Annotated in this window: 11 protein-coding genes; 9 read left to right on the top strand and 2 right to left on the bottom strand. The window is 64.3% G+C overall.

Translation table 11 applies throughout. The annotated features are described in order from the left end of the window. Positions 1-8 precede the first annotated feature (8 nt). The 7 genes from dprA (at position 9) to LE416_RS04275 (ending at position 8,958) form a co-directional block, all read left to right on the top strand. A complete protein-coding gene (gene dprA / locus LE416_RS04305; RefSeq protein ID WP_338034760.1) occupies positions 9-863 on the top strand; it encodes a DNA-processing protein DprA in 855 nt (284 codons plus the stop codon). Positions 864-1,029: 166 nt separating this feature from the next. Next, a complete protein-coding gene (topA, locus tag LE416_RS04300; protein WP_225047253.1) occupies positions 1,030-3,111 on the top strand; it encodes a type I DNA topoisomerase in 2,082 nt (693 codons plus the stop codon). A 409-nt stretch (positions 3,112-3,520) separates the two neighbouring features. Then, entirely contained in the window at positions 3,521-4,816 is a 1,296-nt protein-coding gene (trmFO, locus tag LE416_RS04295) for a methylenetetrahydrofolate--tRNA-(uracil(54)-C(5))-methyltransferase (FADH(2)-oxidizing) TrmFO (RefSeq protein WP_225047252.1), read from the top strand. Between the two features lie 82 nt (positions 4,817-4,898). After that, on the top strand, positions 4,899-5,798 hold the full coding sequence (gene xerC / locus LE416_RS04290) for a tyrosine recombinase XerC (RefSeq protein ID WP_225047251.1): 900 nt from the start codon (positions 4,899-4,901) through the stop codon (positions 5,796-5,798). 76 nt (positions 5,799-5,874) lie between these two features. After that, positions 5,875-6,396, top strand: a complete 522-nt coding sequence (hslV, locus tag LE416_RS04285) for an ATP-dependent protease subunit HslV (RefSeq protein ID WP_225047250.1) — start codon at positions 5,875-5,877, stop codon at positions 6,394-6,396. 9 nt (positions 6,397-6,405) lie between these two features. Next, the gene (gene hslU, locus LE416_RS04280) at positions 6,406-7,806 is read left to right on the top strand and encodes an ATP-dependent protease ATPase subunit HslU (protein ID WP_225047249.1); all 1,401 of its coding nucleotides are present in this window, start codon (positions 6,406-6,408) and stop codon (positions 7,804-7,806) included. A 276-nt stretch (positions 7,807-8,082) separates the two neighbouring features. Continuing rightward, complete coding sequence (locus LE416_RS04275) at positions 8,083-8,958, top strand: aldose 1-epimerase family protein (protein ID WP_225047248.1); 876 nt, start codon at positions 8,083-8,085, stop codon at positions 8,956-8,958. Between the two features lie 44 nt (positions 8,959-9,002). On the opposite strand, the gene plsY is transcribed toward LE416_RS04275, so the two are convergent. Both plsY and LE416_RS04265 read right to left on the bottom strand, forming a co-directional pair. Further along, on the bottom strand, positions 9,003-9,626 hold the full coding sequence (gene plsY / locus LE416_RS04270) for a glycerol-3-phosphate 1-O-acyltransferase PlsY (RefSeq protein WP_225047247.1): 624 nt from the start codon (positions 9,624-9,626) through the stop codon (positions 9,003-9,005). Next, positions 9,623-10,240 carry a GNAT family N-acetyltransferase gene (locus LE416_RS04265; RefSeq protein ID WP_225047246.1) on the bottom strand — a complete coding sequence of 206 codons (618 nt, stop codon included), beginning with the start codon at positions 10,238-10,240 and terminating at the stop codon, positions 9,623-9,625. Before LE416_RS04265 ends, plsY begins: the two co-directional genes overlap by 4 nt. A 183-nt stretch (positions 10,241-10,423) precedes the next feature. Here LE416_RS04265 and parE point away from each other — a divergent pair, with 183 nt between their 5' ends. Both parE and parC read left to right on the top strand, forming a co-directional pair. Beyond that, complete coding sequence (gene parE, locus LE416_RS04260; protein ID WP_225047245.1) at positions 10,424-12,436, top strand: DNA topoisomerase IV subunit B; 2,013 nt, start codon at positions 10,424-10,426, stop codon at positions 12,434-12,436. Positions 12,437-12,438: 2 nt separating this feature from the next. Beyond that, positions 12,439-14,886, top strand: a complete 2,448-nt coding sequence (parC, locus tag LE416_RS04255) for a DNA topoisomerase IV subunit A (RefSeq protein WP_225047244.1) — start codon at positions 12,439-12,441, stop codon at positions 14,884-14,886. Positions 14,887-15,106 lie beyond the last annotated feature (220 nt).

Here is a 15,106-nt window from a genome sequence, read left to right as displayed (position 1 = left end):
GGAGCGCGATGCAGGTTCGAGAACTCTTGGTGCACTGGCACCTGGCGATGCACACGACCGCCTGGGCCAGCGAGCAGGCGCTGTGGGAAGCGATTGAGGCGCGGGGGCTGGGGCCTGAGGACGACGCGCACGCGCTGGCCGGGGTTGCGGCGCTCGCGCCGCTTCAGGCCAAGTGGGCCGACCACGCGTGGCGCAACCAGGCGGCGACGCTGTACGCCAGCGGCGGGGTGCTGACGCGGCTGGATGCGGCGTACCCGCCGCGCCTGGCGGAGGCCAGCCAGCCGCCGGCGGTGCTGTTTTACCAAGGCGACCTCGGCGCCTTGCACCGGCTGAGCGTGGCCATCGTCGGCGCGCGTCAGGCCAGCCGCTACACCCGCCAGGCGCTGGCGGCGATTGGGCGGGGGCTGCCGGCCATCACGGTGCTGTCGGGGCTGGCCGCGGGGGCGGACACGTTCGCACACGAGTACGCGCTGAGCCGCGGCTGGCCGACGGTGGCGGTGGTCGCCAACGGGCTGGACCAGGTCTACCCGGCCCACAACCGCGCGCTTCAGGCGACCATCGCCAAGACCGGGCTGCTGTTGTCCGAGTACCCGCCGGGGGTGGCGCCGGCGCCCTTTCGCTTCGTGGCGCGCAACCGCATCATCGCCGGACTGGCGCACGGGGTGCTGGTGACCGAGGCCGCGGCGCACTCCGGCAGCCTGATCACGGCCAACTATGCGCTGCAGAACAATCGCGAGGTGTTCGCGCTGCCCAACCGCGTCGGCGAGCCCTTGGGGGACGGCACCGCGGCCCTGATTCAGGCCGGCGCCAAGCTGGTCTGGACCGACGCCGACTTGCTGGACGAGCTGCAGTTTTACCCTTAACATAGGTAGAAATGCGCGCAATTCATTTGACAAAGTTCAAGCGCATAGCATATGATAGCCTGTGTTTTTGAGCGGTCGTTGAACCGCGGTGTTCAAACACGCCGGGCGCACTGCGCCGAAGCTTTAGCAGTTTGCGAGCAGCTCGCTCAGTGAAAGGAGGGCGCACATGGCCACCAAGAATTTGGTCATTGTGGAATCGCCAGCAAAAGCCAAGACGATCGAGAAGTACCTCGGTCGCAACTACAAGGTCGTCGCCTCACTCGGGCACATTCGGGACCTCCCGAAGAGCCAGATGGGCATCGATTTTGACCACGATTACGAACCCAAGTACATCTCCATCCGCGGCAAGGGAGATGTGATTAAGAATCTCAAGAAAGCCGCCAAGGGCGCCGACCACGTCTACCTCGCAGCCGATCCGGACCGCGAGGGGGAGGCCATCGCCTGGCACGTCAGCCACATCCTGGGGCTCGACCCCGCGGGCACCAACCGCGTGGTGTTCAACGAGATCACCAAGGACGCGGTCAAAAACGCGTTCAAGACCCCGCGCGCCATCGACATGAACCTGGTCGACGCCCAGCAGGCCCGGCGCGTTTTGGACCGCCTGGTGGGCTACTCGATCAGCCCGCTTTTGTGGAAAAAGGTCAAGAAGGGCCTGAGCGCCGGGCGCGTCCAGTCGGTCGCCTTGAAGCTGATCATCGACCGGGAAAACGAGATCCGCGCGTTCGTTCCGGAGGAGTACTGGAGCCTCGACGCCGAGTTCAAGAAGGGCGCCAGCAAGAAGTTTGCGGCCAGCTTCTACGGCCTGAACGGCAAGAAGACGGCGCTGCCCGACAACGCGGCGGTGCAAGACGTGCTGGCCCAGATCGACCGCAAGGCGCCTTTTGACATCACCAACGTCGTGAAGAAGGAGCGCAAGCGCTTCCCGGCGCCGCCGTTCACCACCAGCTCGCTGCAGCAGGAGGCCAACCGCAAGCTCGGCTTCCCGGCCCGCAAGACCATGATGCTGGCCCAGCAGCTGTACGAAGGGATCAACCTCGGCGGCAAGCTCGGCACGGTCGGGCTGATCACCTACATGCGTACCGACTCGACGCGTGTCTCAAGCGTCGCCAAGACGGAGACCTCGCACTTCATCCACGAGCAGTACGGCGAAGCCTACGCGGCGGTCAAGATCCGCCAGGGCAAGCTGCAGGAAGGGGCGCAAGACGCCCACGAGGCGATTCGCCCGAGCAGCACCAACCGCACGCCCAAGAGCCTCGAGGCGGTGCTCGACAAGGATCAGATGCGCCTGTACAACCTGATCTGGAGCCGCTTTGTCGCAAGCGAGATGACGCCGGCCGTGATCGACACGGTGCAGGTGACCATCCAGCAGGGTGCTGCCACCTTCCGCGCCAACGGCAGCCAGACCAAGTTCGAGGGCTTCACCAAGCTCTACGTCTCCAGCCGCGACGCCGACACCAAGGACAACCTGCTGCCGGAGCTCGCCATCGGGGATGCGGTGACCCTGGTCAAAACGGACCCGGCCCAGCACTTCACGCAGCCGCCGGCACGTTTTTCCGAAGCCAACCTGGTCAAGGCGCTGGAGGAGAACGGCGTTGGCCGGCCGAGCACGTACGCGCCGACCATCGAGACCCTGAAGAAGCGCTACTACGTCAAGATCACGGCCAAGCGCTTCGAGCCCACCGAGCTCGGCGAGATCGTCAACGATCTGATCACGAAGTTCTTCCCGGACATCGTGGACATCAAGTTCACCGCCAAGGTCGAAGGCGACCTCGACAGCATCGAAACCGGCAAGGTCAAGTGGGTGCCGGTCATCGACCAGTTCTACAAGCCGTTCTCCCAGGAGGTCGCCCACGCCGAAGAGGGCATCAAGAAGATCCAGATCAAAGACGAGCCCGCCGGTTTCGACTGCGACATCTGCGGAGCGCCGATGGTGATCAAGCTCGGGCGCTTCGGCAAGTTCTACGCCTGCTCGCGCTTCCCGGATTGCCGCAACACCAAGGCCATCGTCAAGGAGATCGGCGTCGTCTGCCCGAAGTGCGGCAAGGGCCAGATCGTCGAGCGCAAGTCCAAGCGCAACCGCGTCTTTTACGGCTGCGACCGCTACCCGGCCTGCGATTTCGTCTCCTGGGACAAGCCGGCCGGCCGCGACTGCCCGGTCTGCGGCCACTACCTGGTCGAAAAGAAGCTGCGCGGCGGCCGCCAGATCGTCTGCCCGAACAACGACTACAAAGAGGCCGTGCAGAAGTAAGCAGTACGGGGGCCTAGCTCCGGCACGAACGGGCCACTGCTTCCGGCTCCACGGCAGGGCGGCGCTGGTAGCTCGGCAATTGCGGTAGTTGAAACCCGACAGATGAATCGTCCGAGTTTTGCGGTGCCTGATAATTGGGTCACTGTGTAAGGGCGGAGGCACGAACGGGTCACAGCTGCAGGCGGAGGGCCGAGGCGAGCCAGCGTGACATTGCACTTAGCCGGCGGGTTGTGCCGGCTTAGTGCAAGGGCGGGTCGCAAGACCTGGCTTTGGGCTTGCGGGAGCCCCACGCGGACCGCCGCCTCGGCCCGGAGCCGGAAGCTGTGACCGGTTCGGGCCGGAGCCCGGCATTTTATCACCGCACGACAACAATTTTCCGGCCCGCTCGCGGGTCGAACGGAGGGATTTCATGCCTAAGGTCAACGTCATCGGTGCCGGGCTTGCCGGCAGCGAGGCGGCGTGGCAGATTGCCAACGCCGGCGTCGATGTCACGCTTTACGAGATGCGCCCGGTGGCCACCACCCCGGCGCACCACACCGCCAACTTCGCGGAGCTGGTCTGCACCAACTCCCTGCGCGCCAACGGCCTCACCAACGCCGTCGGGCTGCTCAAAGAGGAGATGCGCCGGCTGAACTCGGTCATCATGGCCTGCGCCGACGCCACGGCTGTCCCGGCCGGCGGCGCGTTGGCCGTCGACCGCGAGCCGTTTGCTGAGATGGTCACGGCCAAGGTGCGCAACCATCCGCGCGTCACCGTGGTCAACGAGGAGCTGAGCGATTTTCCCGAGGGCCTGACGGTGGTCGCCACCGGGCCGCTGACGGCGGACGGGCTGGCCAAGCGCATCGCCGCACTCAACGGCGAGGACGGGCTGCACTTCTTCGACGCCGCCGCGCCGATCCTGGACGCGGCCAGCATCGACATGACCAAGGTCTACAAGAAGTCGCGCTACGACCGCGGCGAGGCGGCCTACCTGAACTGCCCGATGACCCGAGACGAGTTCTACGCCTTCCAGGAGGCGCTGGTCTCCGCCGAGGCGGCGGAGGGCCACGGCTTCGAGGACCTGACCGTCTTTGAGGGCTGCATGCCCATCGAGGTGATGGCCCAGCGCGGGCCGCGCACGATGCTGTTCGGCCCGCTGAAGCCGGTCGGCCTCGCGGACCCCAAGACCGGGCGCGACCCGTACGCCGTGGTGCAGCTGCGCCAAGACAACGCGGCGGCCAGCCTGTACAACATCGTCGGCTTCCAGACGCACCTGAAGTGGGGCGAGCAAAAGCGCGTGTTCCGCATGATTCCGGGCCTTGAAAACGCCGAGATCGTGCGCTACGGGGTGATGCACCGCAACACCTACATGAACTCGCCCGAGGTGCTCTTGCCGACCTACGAAAGCGCCAAGCGCGCCGGGCTGTTTTTCGCCGGTCAGATGACCGGGGTGGAGGGCTACGTCGAATCCGCCGCCAGCGGCCTGCTGGCGGGCCAAAACGCCGCCCGGCTGGCGCTGGGGCTATCCGCCCGGGTCTTTCCCGAGACCACGGCGATCGGCTCGATGGCCCACTACATCACGCACACTAGCGGCGCGCACTTCCAGCCGATGAACGCGAACTTCGGCATCATGCCGCCGCTCGCCCAGCGCATCAAGGACAAGCGCGAGCGCAACCAGGCGCTGGCCGACCGCGCGCTGGCGGACCTGGCCGCGTTCACGGAATAAGTCACAAATTCGGGGCCAAGCATTCGCTGGGCCCCGTTTCTGTGTTACCGTGAAGAGGCAACAGGAAGTGGGAGGTGACGCCATGGATGAACAGATCAAGCAGTTTTTGCAATACCTGCTGGTGGAGCGGCAGTACTCGCCCGAGACCAAGAAGGCCTACCAGGAGGACATCACCGAGTTCCGCGATTTTCTGGCGGCCAACGGCGGGCTCACCAGCTTCAACGCGGTCGACGACCTCGACGTGCAGACCTACCTCGGTGAGCTTTCGAATCGCAACCTGGCTCGGGCCAGCGTCGCACGCAAGCTGTCGAGCCTGCGCAGCTTCTACCGCTACCTGATTCGCGTGGGCGAGGCCAAGGTCGACCCGTTCGAGGCGGTGGAGACCAGAAAAAGCCACCACCACCTGCCCGATTTCTTCTACGAGGCCGAGATTCAGGAGCTGTTCGCCGCCGTGGCGGGCGACAACCCGCTGGACCAGCGCAACCAGGCGCTGCTGGAGGTGCTGTACGGCACCGGCATCCGCGTCAGCGAGTGCGCCAACCTGACGCTGGATCAGCTGGACTTCGAGCTCGGCGTCATGCTGGTGCACGGCAAGGGCAACAAGGACCGCTACGTGCCGTTCGGCAGCTACTGCAAGGCGGCGCTTTTGCACTACCTGGACGACGGGCGGGTCACGCTGATGGCCAAGCTCGACCGCCAGCACGAGCGGGTGTTCGTCAGCCAGCACGGCCAACCGATCACGCCGCGCGGCATCGAGTACGTGCTCGACCGGCTGGTGGAAAAAACCAGCCTGACCGGCGGCATCCACCCGCACATGCTGCGCCACAGCTTCGCCACCCACATGCTCGACCACGGCGCCGACCTGCGCACCGTGCAGGAGCTGTTGGGGCACGAAAGCCTGTCGACCACCCAGATTTACACGCACATGACCGCCGCGCACCTCAAGGCGGACTACCTGAAGCATTTTCCCGGGCACAACTAGGGCGCAGGGCCGAGGCGCACCCGCCCTTGCCCTGTTAAACTGAGTCATAGTCAAAATTGGTCAAAGGAGTCTTACGATGACAACAATCGCAGCAGTACGCAAGAACGGCCACACGGCAATCGCCGGCGACGGCCAGGTCACCCTCGGCGAGAAGGTGATCATGAAGGGCAACGCACAGAAGGTCCGCCGCATCTACGGCGGCAAGGTCGTGATCGGCTTCGCCGGCGGGGTCGCCGACGCCTTCACCCTGCAGGAGTGGTTCGAAAAAAAGCTTGAGAACCACGCCGGCAACCTGCGCCGCGCCGCCGTCGCCCTGGCCCAGGACTGGCGCAAGGACCCGACGCTTCAAAAGCTTGAGGCGATGATGATCGTGATGGATGCAACCGACCTGCTGCTCGTGTCGGGGTCCGGCGAGGTGATCGACCCGGACGACGATGTGGTCGCCATCGGTTCCGGTGGCAACTACGCCCAGGCCGCGGCGATGGCGATGATTCAGCACACCGACATGGCGGCCGTTGACATCGCGCGCGCCGCGATCGACATCGCCGGCAGCATCGACATTTTCACCAACCACAACATTCGCGTCGAGTCTTTCTAGGAGGTCGCCATGACACAAACACCCAAGCAGATCGTTGAGGCCCTGGACCAGTACGTGATCGGCCAGACCGCGGCCAAGCGCGCCGTCGCCGTCGCCCTGTACAACCGCCACCGCCGCATGCAGCTGCCGGAGAAGCTCCAGCAGGACATCACGCCCAAAAACCTCCTGATGATCGGTCCCACCGGCGTCGGCAAGACCGAGATCGCCCGGCGCCTGGCCAAGATCGTCAACGCGCCGTTCGTGAAGGTTGAGGCCACCAAGTTCACCGAGGTCGGCTACGTCGGCCGCGACGTGGAGTCGATGGTGCGCGACCTGGCCGACGTCGCCGTGGCGATGCAGGAGCAGCAGGCCTTCGCCAAGGTCCGCGGCCGCGCCACGCGCGAGGCCAACAAGCGCCTGGTGCGCCTCCTGGTCCCGGCCATCAAGAAGGAAAAGAAGTCGACCAACCCGATGGCCGACATGATGAGCATGCTCCAAAACCTCCAAAACGGCGAGGGGGCAACCCCGCAGGCGCCCAAGGAGGAGCTGACCGACGAGATTCGCAACCAGCGCCTGACCGTCACCGAGCAGCTCGACAAGGGCCTCTTGGAGGACCGCGAGCTGACCGTGGCGGTGACCGACGAGAAAAAGCCCAACGGCGGCAACGACATGTACGGCCAGATGGGCATCGACCTGTCGGAGACGCTGGGCGCGATGATGCCCAAAAAGCGCGTGGAGCGCACAATGACCGTCCGCGAGGCCCGCGAGGTGTTCATTCGCGAGGAAAGCGACAAGCTGGTCAACCACGCCGACATCTACCACGACGCGATTCAGGCCGCCGAGAACAACGGCATCATTTTCATCGACGAAATCGACAAGATTGCCGCCGGCGACAAGCACAACTCCGGCGAGGTGTCGCGCGAGGGCGTCCAGCGCGACATCCTGCCGATCGTCGAGGGCTCGCAGGTGTCGACCAAGTACGGGCCGCTCAGCACGGACCACGTGCTGTTCATCGGCTCCGGCGCCTTCGCCACGGCCAAGCCGTCGGACCTGATCGCCGAGCTGCAGGGCCGCTTCCCGATTCGCGTCGAGCTTCAGGACCTGACGCAGGAAGACTTCGTACGCATCCTGACCGAGCCGGACAACGCGCTGGTCAAGCAGTACATGGCGCTGATTCGCACCGATGGCGTGCGCCTGACCTTCACCAAGGAGGCGATTGACGCCATCGCCGCCATCGCCATCCGCGTCAACCACGACACCGACAACATCGGCGCCCGCCGCCTGGCCACGATTCTCGAGAAGCTGCTCGAGGACGTGTTGTACGAGGGGCCGGACATGCAGATGGGGGACATCACCGTCACCGAGAAGTACGTGATGGACAAGGTCGGCAACATCGCAGAAGACAAGGACCTCACCCGCTTCATTCTGTAGGCCAAAAACTGCCACGCCGGGCGTGGCAGTTTTTTTGCGGCCATGCGCGCGGTGGCGCGGGGCTGCCGCCCAACCGCCATTTCGTCGCACGAGGCGGGCTGAACCGCCGGGCGGCCGCGGAATCGCGCCCGCGGCCCCGCGGCTCGGATTGGTACGGGCCAATTTGTCTCGCCACCCCGGCGCGATGAGTTGAACGAAAAGCGCTGTCATGGTATAAAAGAGGGGCATGCCGCCTCCGTGGCGGCCGACACCACACACAAAGGAAGATAGATCATCATGGTAACCCTAACGAACGATTTTCTGACCGCGACGCTTGCGACGCACGGCGCAGAGCTGACGAGCTTGGTCGATAACCACTCCCAGCACGAGTACATCTGGCAGGCCGACCCCACCGTGTGGCAGCGCCACGCCCCGGTGCTGTTTCCCTTCGTCGGCGCGCTGAAGGACAAGACCTACCGCTACCAGGGTCAGGACTACCACATGGGCCAGCACGGCTTCGCCCGCGACCTGGACTTCACGGTGGCCGAACAATCTCAGACCAGCGCGACCTTCGTGTTGAGTGACACGCCCGAGACCCGCGCCAACTACCCGTTTGCCTTCAAGTTCGCGATCACCTTCACGCTTGAAAACAACACGCTGGCGGTGGCCTACCACGTCGAGAACCCGGATGCGGACGCGCCGCTGTACTTCTCCGTCGGCGGGCACCCGGGCTTCAACGTGCCGATGACCGAAGACTCCGACTTCACCGACTACTACCTGTCCTTTGCCCCGCGCAAGTCGCGGGTGCAGATTCCGCTGACGGCGGGCGGCATCGACTACGCGCACCGCACGCTTGCGGCGACGGACACGAACCTGCAGCTGGACCGCAAGTTTTTCAAGAACGACGCGGCGATCTACCAGCTGACCGGCAAGAACACCTTCTCGATCCGCTCGGAAAAAACCACGCGCGGCGTGGACCTGACGGTGAAAGACGCGCAGTTCATGGGCGTCTGGAGCCCGTACACGGATGACGCGACCTTCGTTTGCCTGGAGCCGTGGTGGGGCATCGCCGACACCACCGACACCACCCAGGAGCTGACCGACAAGCTTGGCATTAACAAGCTTGAGCCGGGCGCAACCTTCGACCACGGCTACGTGATCACCACTCACTAGGCCAAACAAAAAAACACCCCGCGGGGTGTTTTTTTGGTGGCGGGCTACTTGCCGGCCTTGCGCCGGCGCAGGTACAAGCCGAGGCCGAACGGCACCATGTTCTCCTTGCCGGCGCGGATGCGCGCCAGGTTGTCCTTGTGGCGGATCATGAAGAGCACCCAGATGCCCGCGCAGACCACCGTCAGCGGCCAGTCGTGCATGAACAGGGAGCCGATGGTGACGATCGCCATGCCAAGCGTCGAGGCGACGCTGACCATCGAGGTGAGCAGCACCAGCGAGATGAACACGGCGCAGGCGAACAGGAAGAACACGGGGCTGTATGCCAGGCAGATGCCCGCCGAGGTCGCGACGGCCTTGCCGCCCTTGAAGCCGATGAAAATCGAGAAGGTGTGGCCGAACACCGCGGCGAGCCCGACGAGCAGCACCCACCAGTGCGGCGAGATGCCGAACATCATCGGCAGGCTGGCGCCCAGCGTCCCCTTGAGGATGTCCATCGCCAAGACGACGGTGCCGCCGATCGGGCCAAGCACCCGGTACGCGTTGGTGGTCCCGATGTTGTGGGAGCCGCCGGCGCGGATGTCCTTGTGGAAAAAGGCGCTGCCGACCCAGACGCCGCTGGGAATCGAGCCGATGAGGTAGGCGAGGACAAAGCACAGTGCGAGTGTCATGATTCAGATCCTTTCTGAGGCGCGGCCTGGCGCGCGGTGGCCTGGGCGAAGACGGCCGGCGTCAGGCGCATGGTGATGCTGGCGCGCGGCTTGCCATCGAGCACGAGGTCCTGTTCGATGCGGCCGGTCGCCGTGAAGCCGAGCTTCTCGTAGACGTGTTGGGCGCGCGGGTTGAAGTCAAAGACGTTAAGCGTCAGGGCGGCCAGACCAAGCGTCGTCAGCGCATAGGCGCACACCAGGTGCAGCGCCTGATACCCGAGGCCGTGGCCGGTGGCGTCGTCTGCGATCAGCACGCGGAGGTTGCAGCTGTTGGTGGTTGGGTCGTACAAGTTGAGCACGACCTCGCCGACGAGCCGACCGGCGGCCACAATCGCCAGGTCCAGGCGGTCGGGCTGTGCACTGCGGCTTTCGTACCAGGCGGTGATGCGCGCGGCCTCCGCCGGGTCTGAGGTGAAGCGGTCCGTCGGCTTGGGCCAGCGGTCGAGCGCTCCGGTGTACAGGTTGACCGCCGGGAGGCTGAGAATCTCAAGCATCCGCGGCGCGTCCGCCGCCGTGAAGGGCCGCAGCAGCACTGCGGTTCCCACAAGCGTCGGTTTGGTGGCAAAATCGGGCATGGCACGCCCTCCCTTCGTTCCTCCAGTTTACCATTTTTTGACGAATCGCGAAATCGCGCGTAGACTAGATATCTCGAACAGACATTCGCCCGGGCCAAGGCCCGAGGGAGCGGCAAAAAAGCTTTCATTCCGGCGTGAAGCTGGTGTATTGTAATGAGAGTTGTATTCGTAAAGGAGCACATCATGGCAAAAGGTAGCGACACTTACACAGATTCATCGATCCAGGTCCTTCATGGCCTGGAAGCCGTGCGTAAGCGACCGGGGATGTACATCGGGTCGACCGACGCACGCGGGCTTCACCACCTGGTCTACGAAATCGTCGACAACGCCGTCGACGAGGCCCTGGCCGGCTATGGGGACATCATCAAGGTCACCATCCACCAGGACAACTCGATCACCGTGGTCGACCACGGGCGCGGCATGCCGACGGGGATGCACGCCTCGGGCAAGCCGACCATCGAGGTGATCCTGACGGTGCTGCACGCGGGGGGCAAGTTCGACCAGAACTCCTACAAGACCTCCGGCGGCCTGCACGGCGTCGGCTCAAGCGTGGTCAACGCGCTGAGCGAGCGCCTGACGGTTCGCGTCGTGCGCGACAAGCAGGCCTACTGTGAGCACTTCATCAACGGCGGGCACCCGGACGGCGGGCTGGAGAAGCTGGGGAAGGTCAACGAGCCCAACGGCACGACCATCACGTTCAAGCCGGACCCGACCATTTTCACCACCACGACCTACTCCTTTGACACGCTGGCCGAGCGGCTGCGCGAGTCGGCCTTCCTGCTCAAAAACATCGAGATCACGCTGGCCGACGAACGCACCGGGCGCGTGGAGACCTACCACTACCCGGACGGGCTGGTCAGCTTCGTCAAGTACCTCAACGAGGACCGCGACACGGTGTCGCCGGTGTTCAACTTCGAGGGCGAGCGTGACGGCGTGGTGGTCGATTTTGCCGGCCAGTACAACGACGGCTACTCCGAAAACACGATCAGCTTCGTCAACAACGTGCGCACCGGCGACGGAGGTACGCACGAGGCGGGGATGAGAAGCGCCCTGACCAAGGCGTTCAACGACTTCGCGCGCAAGGTCAACCTGCTCAAGGACAAGGACAAAAACCTCGAGGGCTCGGACGTCCGCGAGGGCCTCGCCGCGGTCTTGGCCGTGCGCATTCCCGAGGAGATCCTGCAGTTCGAGGGTCAGACCAAGGGCAAGCTCGGCACCCCGCAGGCCCGCGCCGTGGTCGACGCCGTGATCTACGAGAAGATGAGCTTTTGGCTGATGGAGGGCGGCGAGGCCGCCCAGGAGCTGGTCCGCAAGGCGATCAAGGCGCGCGAGGCCCGCGAGGCCGCGCGCAAGGCCCGCGACGACTCGCGCACCGGCAAGCGCAAGAAGAAGGACCAGGGGCTGTTGTCCGGCAAGCTGACGCCGGCGCAGAGCAAAAACGCCAAGAAAAACGAGCTCTACCTGGTCGAAGGGGACTCAGCGGGCGGCTCGGCCAAGCAGGGCCGCGACCGCAAGTTTCAGGCCATCCTGCCGCTGCGCGGGAAGGTGCTGAACACCCAAAAGGCCAAGCTGGCCGACATCGTGAAGAACGAGGAGATCAACACGATGATCTACACCATCGGGGCGGGCGTCGGTGCCGAGTTCGACCTGGCTTCCGCCAACTACGACAAGGTGATCATCATGACCGATGCGGATACCGACGGTGCGCACATTCAGATCCTGTTGCTGACCTTTTTCTACCGCTACATGCGGCCCCTGATGGACGCCGGCAAGGTCTACATCGCGCTGCCGCCTTTGTACCGGCTCCAAAAGGGCAAGGGCGCAAGCATCAAGATCGCCTACGCCTGGACCGACGAGGAGCTGGAGAAGGAAACCAAGAAGATGGGCAAGGGCTACACCCTGACGCGCTTCAAGGGGCTCGGCGAAATGAACGCCGATCAGCTGTGGGAGACCACGATGAACCCCGAGACCCGCACCCTGATTCGCGTGCGCGTCGAGGACGGTGCGCTGGCCGAGCGGCGCGTCACCACCCTGATGGGCGACCGCGTCGAGCCGCGTCGCGACTGGATCGAGGCGAACGTCGACTTCGACATGGATGAGGACGGCTCGATCATGGAGACCAAGACCGCCGACCACACCGACATGCAGTTCGGCGTCAGCCAGATCAAGTCGCAGCTGGCCAAGAAAGGAAAGTGAAGATGGCTAACCAGATCCAAGACATGACCCTCGAGGACGTCATGGGCGAGCGCTTCGGCCGCTACTCCAAGTACATCATCCAGGAGCGCGCGCTGCCGGACGTGCGCGACGGCCTCAAGCCGGTCCAGCGCCGCATCCTGTACGCCATGAACCAGGACGGCAACACCTTCGACAAGGGCTTTCGCAAGTCCGCCAAGTCGGTCGGTAACGTCATGGGTAACTTCCACCCGCACGGCGACTCGTCGATTTACGAGGCGATGGTGCGCCTGTCGCAAAACTGGAAGCTGCGCGAGCCTCTGATTGAGATGCACGGCAACAACGGCTCGATGGACGGCGATCCGCCGGCCGCGATGCGTTACACCGAGGCCAGGTTGGCCAAAATCGCCGGGGAGCTGCTCAAGGACATCGACAAGGACACCGTCGACATGGTGCTGAACTTCGACGACACCACTGAGGAGCCGACCGTTTTGCCGGCCGCCTTTCCCAACCTGCTGGTCAACGGTGCCACCGGCATCTCGGCGGGGTACGCGACGGAGATCCCGCCGCACAACCTGCGCGAGGTGATCAACGCCCTTTTGTACCTGATGAAGCACCCGGACGCGACGCTGGCGCAGCTGATGGCCTTCGTCCAGGGGCCGGATTTTCCCACCGGCGGCATCATTCAGGGCATTGACGGCATCCGCCAGGCCTACGAAACCGGCCGCGGCAAGATTGTCGTGCGCGCCCGCACCCACATCGAGGAGGTGCGCGGCGGCAAGCAGCAGATCGTCATCACCGAGCTGCCCTACGAGGTCAACAAGGCGATGCTGGTCAAGAAAATCGACGAGCTGCGCCTGAACAAGAAGGTCGACGGCATTGCCGAGGTGCGCGACGAGTCCGACCGCTTCGGGCTGTCCGTGGTGATCGAGCTGAAGAAGGAGGCCAACGCGGACGGGATTTTGACCTTCCTGTTCAAAAACACCGACCTGCAGATCAACTACTCCTTCAACATGGTCGCCATCGCCGACATGAAGCCGCGCCAGCTGGGCCTGGCGCCGATGCTTGAAGCCTACCTGAAGCACCGCCGCAGCGTCATCACCCGCCGCACCCAGTACGACTTGGCCAAGGCGCAGGCCCGCCAGCACATCGTTGAGGGCCTGATCAAGATGCTGTCAATCCTCGACCAGGTGATCCACACCATCCGCCACAGCGCGGACAAGGCGGACGCCAAAAAGAACCTGGTTGCCTCGTACGGCTTTTCCGTCGCCCAGGCGGAGGCCATCGTGTCCCTGCAGCTCTACCGCCTGACCAACACCGACATCACGGCGCTTGAGGCGGAGGCCGCGGCGCTTGCCAAGGCGATCGCCGAGTACCAGGAGATTCTGGGCAACCCGGCGGCGCGCGACGCCGTGATCGAGCGGGAGCTCGCCGCCATCGCCAAGACCTACGGCAGCGACCGGCTTTCGAGCATCGAATCCGAGATCGAGACGCTGGAGGTCGACACCACCGTCACCGTCGCCGACGAGCGCGTGATGGTGCTGGTGTCGCGCGACGGCTACCTGAAGCGCAGCTCGCTGCGCAGCTTCCAGGCCGTCGCCGAGGCCGACAACGGGCTCAAGGCCAACGACTTCGTGCTTTTCTCCCGCGAGATGAGCACGCTGGACCACCTCTACATCTTCACCAGCGCCGGCAACGTCGTGTACCGGCCGGTGCACGAGATTGCGGACCAGCGCTGGAAGGACGCCGGCGAGCACCTGAGCCAGACCGTCGGCATCGACCCGCGTGAGCACGTGATCGCTGCCTTTGGCCTGAGCGACCTCGAGCAGCCGGGCAACTTCGTGCTGGGCTCCACCGACGGCTACATCAAGCAGGTCGCCCTGGCGGACCTGCAGCCGCAGCGCAACTACCGCAGCCGGCCGATGGTGGCCATGAAGCTCAAGGACCAAAAGGCAGAAGTGACCAACGTGTACTTCGTCGCGCCGGACAGCCAGCAGACCGTCTTCGTCGCGACCAACCGCGCATACGGCCAGCAGTTCCCGTTAAGCGAGGTCAGCCTGATCGGCGCCCGCGCGACGGGGGTCAAGAGCATGGACCTCAAGGATGCAGACACCGTGGTCAACTTCATTCTGGCCGACGACCCGGAGCGCACCGAGGTCGGCATCTTGACCCAGCGCGGCGCGTTCAAGAAGATGAAGCTCAAGGAGATGGGGGTCGGCGCCCGCGCGCGGCGGGGGCTGATGATCCTGCGCGAGCTCAAGCGCGACCCGCACCGCATCGTCGCGATGACCACCGTGGACGACAACACGCTGCTACAGGTGCTGACGACCACGGACCAAGTCTGTGAAATTCAGCCGGCAGGGTACCCGGACGGCGACCGCTATTCCAACGGGTCGTTTGTCATCGACACCGATGTTGACGGCGCGCCGGTCTACGTGCACGCGACGCAGGTTTTGGCCACGCCGGAGGACTAGTGTTACCAAGCGCAGCGACTCAGTCGCTGCGCTTTTCTTTGTGAAAAATGAATCCTGTTATATAACGAAACTTGTTTAACTGTACCATGCGAGACTGCAACACTAACCGCTTACATCCCGGTTGGGTTGCGCGAAATATTTAGAAAGTTTTGTGAAGTGCTTCGCGAACTATCGGTTCAAGCCCGCGTGGCGAAAGCGATTCAACGCCTAAAACAGCGGG

Origin of the sequence: Lacticaseibacillus kribbianus (assembly GCF_020180945.1) — a bacterium.
GTDB lineage: Bacteria > Bacillota > Bacilli > Lactobacillales > Lactobacillaceae > Lacticaseibacillus > Lacticaseibacillus kribbianus.
This window is presented reverse-complemented; position numbering and strand designations above follow the sequence as displayed.

Bases quoted from the DNA above. Each gene is read 5' to 3' on its own strand.
- LE416_RS04265 (WP_225047246.1), bottom strand. From the start codon at position 10,240: ATGCCCGATTTTGCCACCAAACCGACGCTTGTGGGAACCGCAGTGCTG.
- xerC (WP_225047251.1), top strand. From the start codon at position 4,899: ATGGATGAACAGATCAAGCAGTTTTTGCAATACCTGCTGGTGGAGCGG.
- parE (WP_225047245.1), top strand. From the start codon at position 10,424: ATGGCAAAAGGTAGCGACACTTACACAGATTCATCGATCCAGGTCCTT.
- topA (WP_225047253.1), top strand. From the start codon at position 1,030: ATGGCCACCAAGAATTTGGTCATTGTGGAATCGCCAGCAAAAGCCAAG.
- hslU (WP_225047249.1), top strand. From the start codon at position 6,406: ATGACACAAACACCCAAGCAGATCGTTGAGGCCCTGGACCAGTACGTG.
- LE416_RS04275 (WP_225047248.1), top strand. From the start codon at position 8,083: ATGGTAACCCTAACGAACGATTTTCTGACCGCGACGCTTGCGACGCAC.
- parC (WP_225047244.1), top strand. From the start codon at position 12,439: ATGGCTAACCAGATCCAAGACATGACCCTCGAGGACGTCATGGGCGAG.
- dprA (WP_338034760.1), top strand. From the start codon at position 9: ATGCAGGTTCGAGAACTCTTGGTGCACTGGCACCTGGCGATGCACACG.
- hslV (WP_225047250.1), top strand. From the start codon at position 5,875: ATGACAACAATCGCAGCAGTACGCAAGAACGGCCACACGGCAATCGCC.
- trmFO (WP_225047252.1), top strand. From the start codon at position 3,521: ATGCCTAAGGTCAACGTCATCGGTGCCGGGCTTGCCGGCAGCGAGGCG.
- plsY (WP_225047247.1), bottom strand. From the start codon at position 9,626: ATGACACTCGCACTGTGCTTTGTCCTCGCCTACCTCATCGGCTCGATT.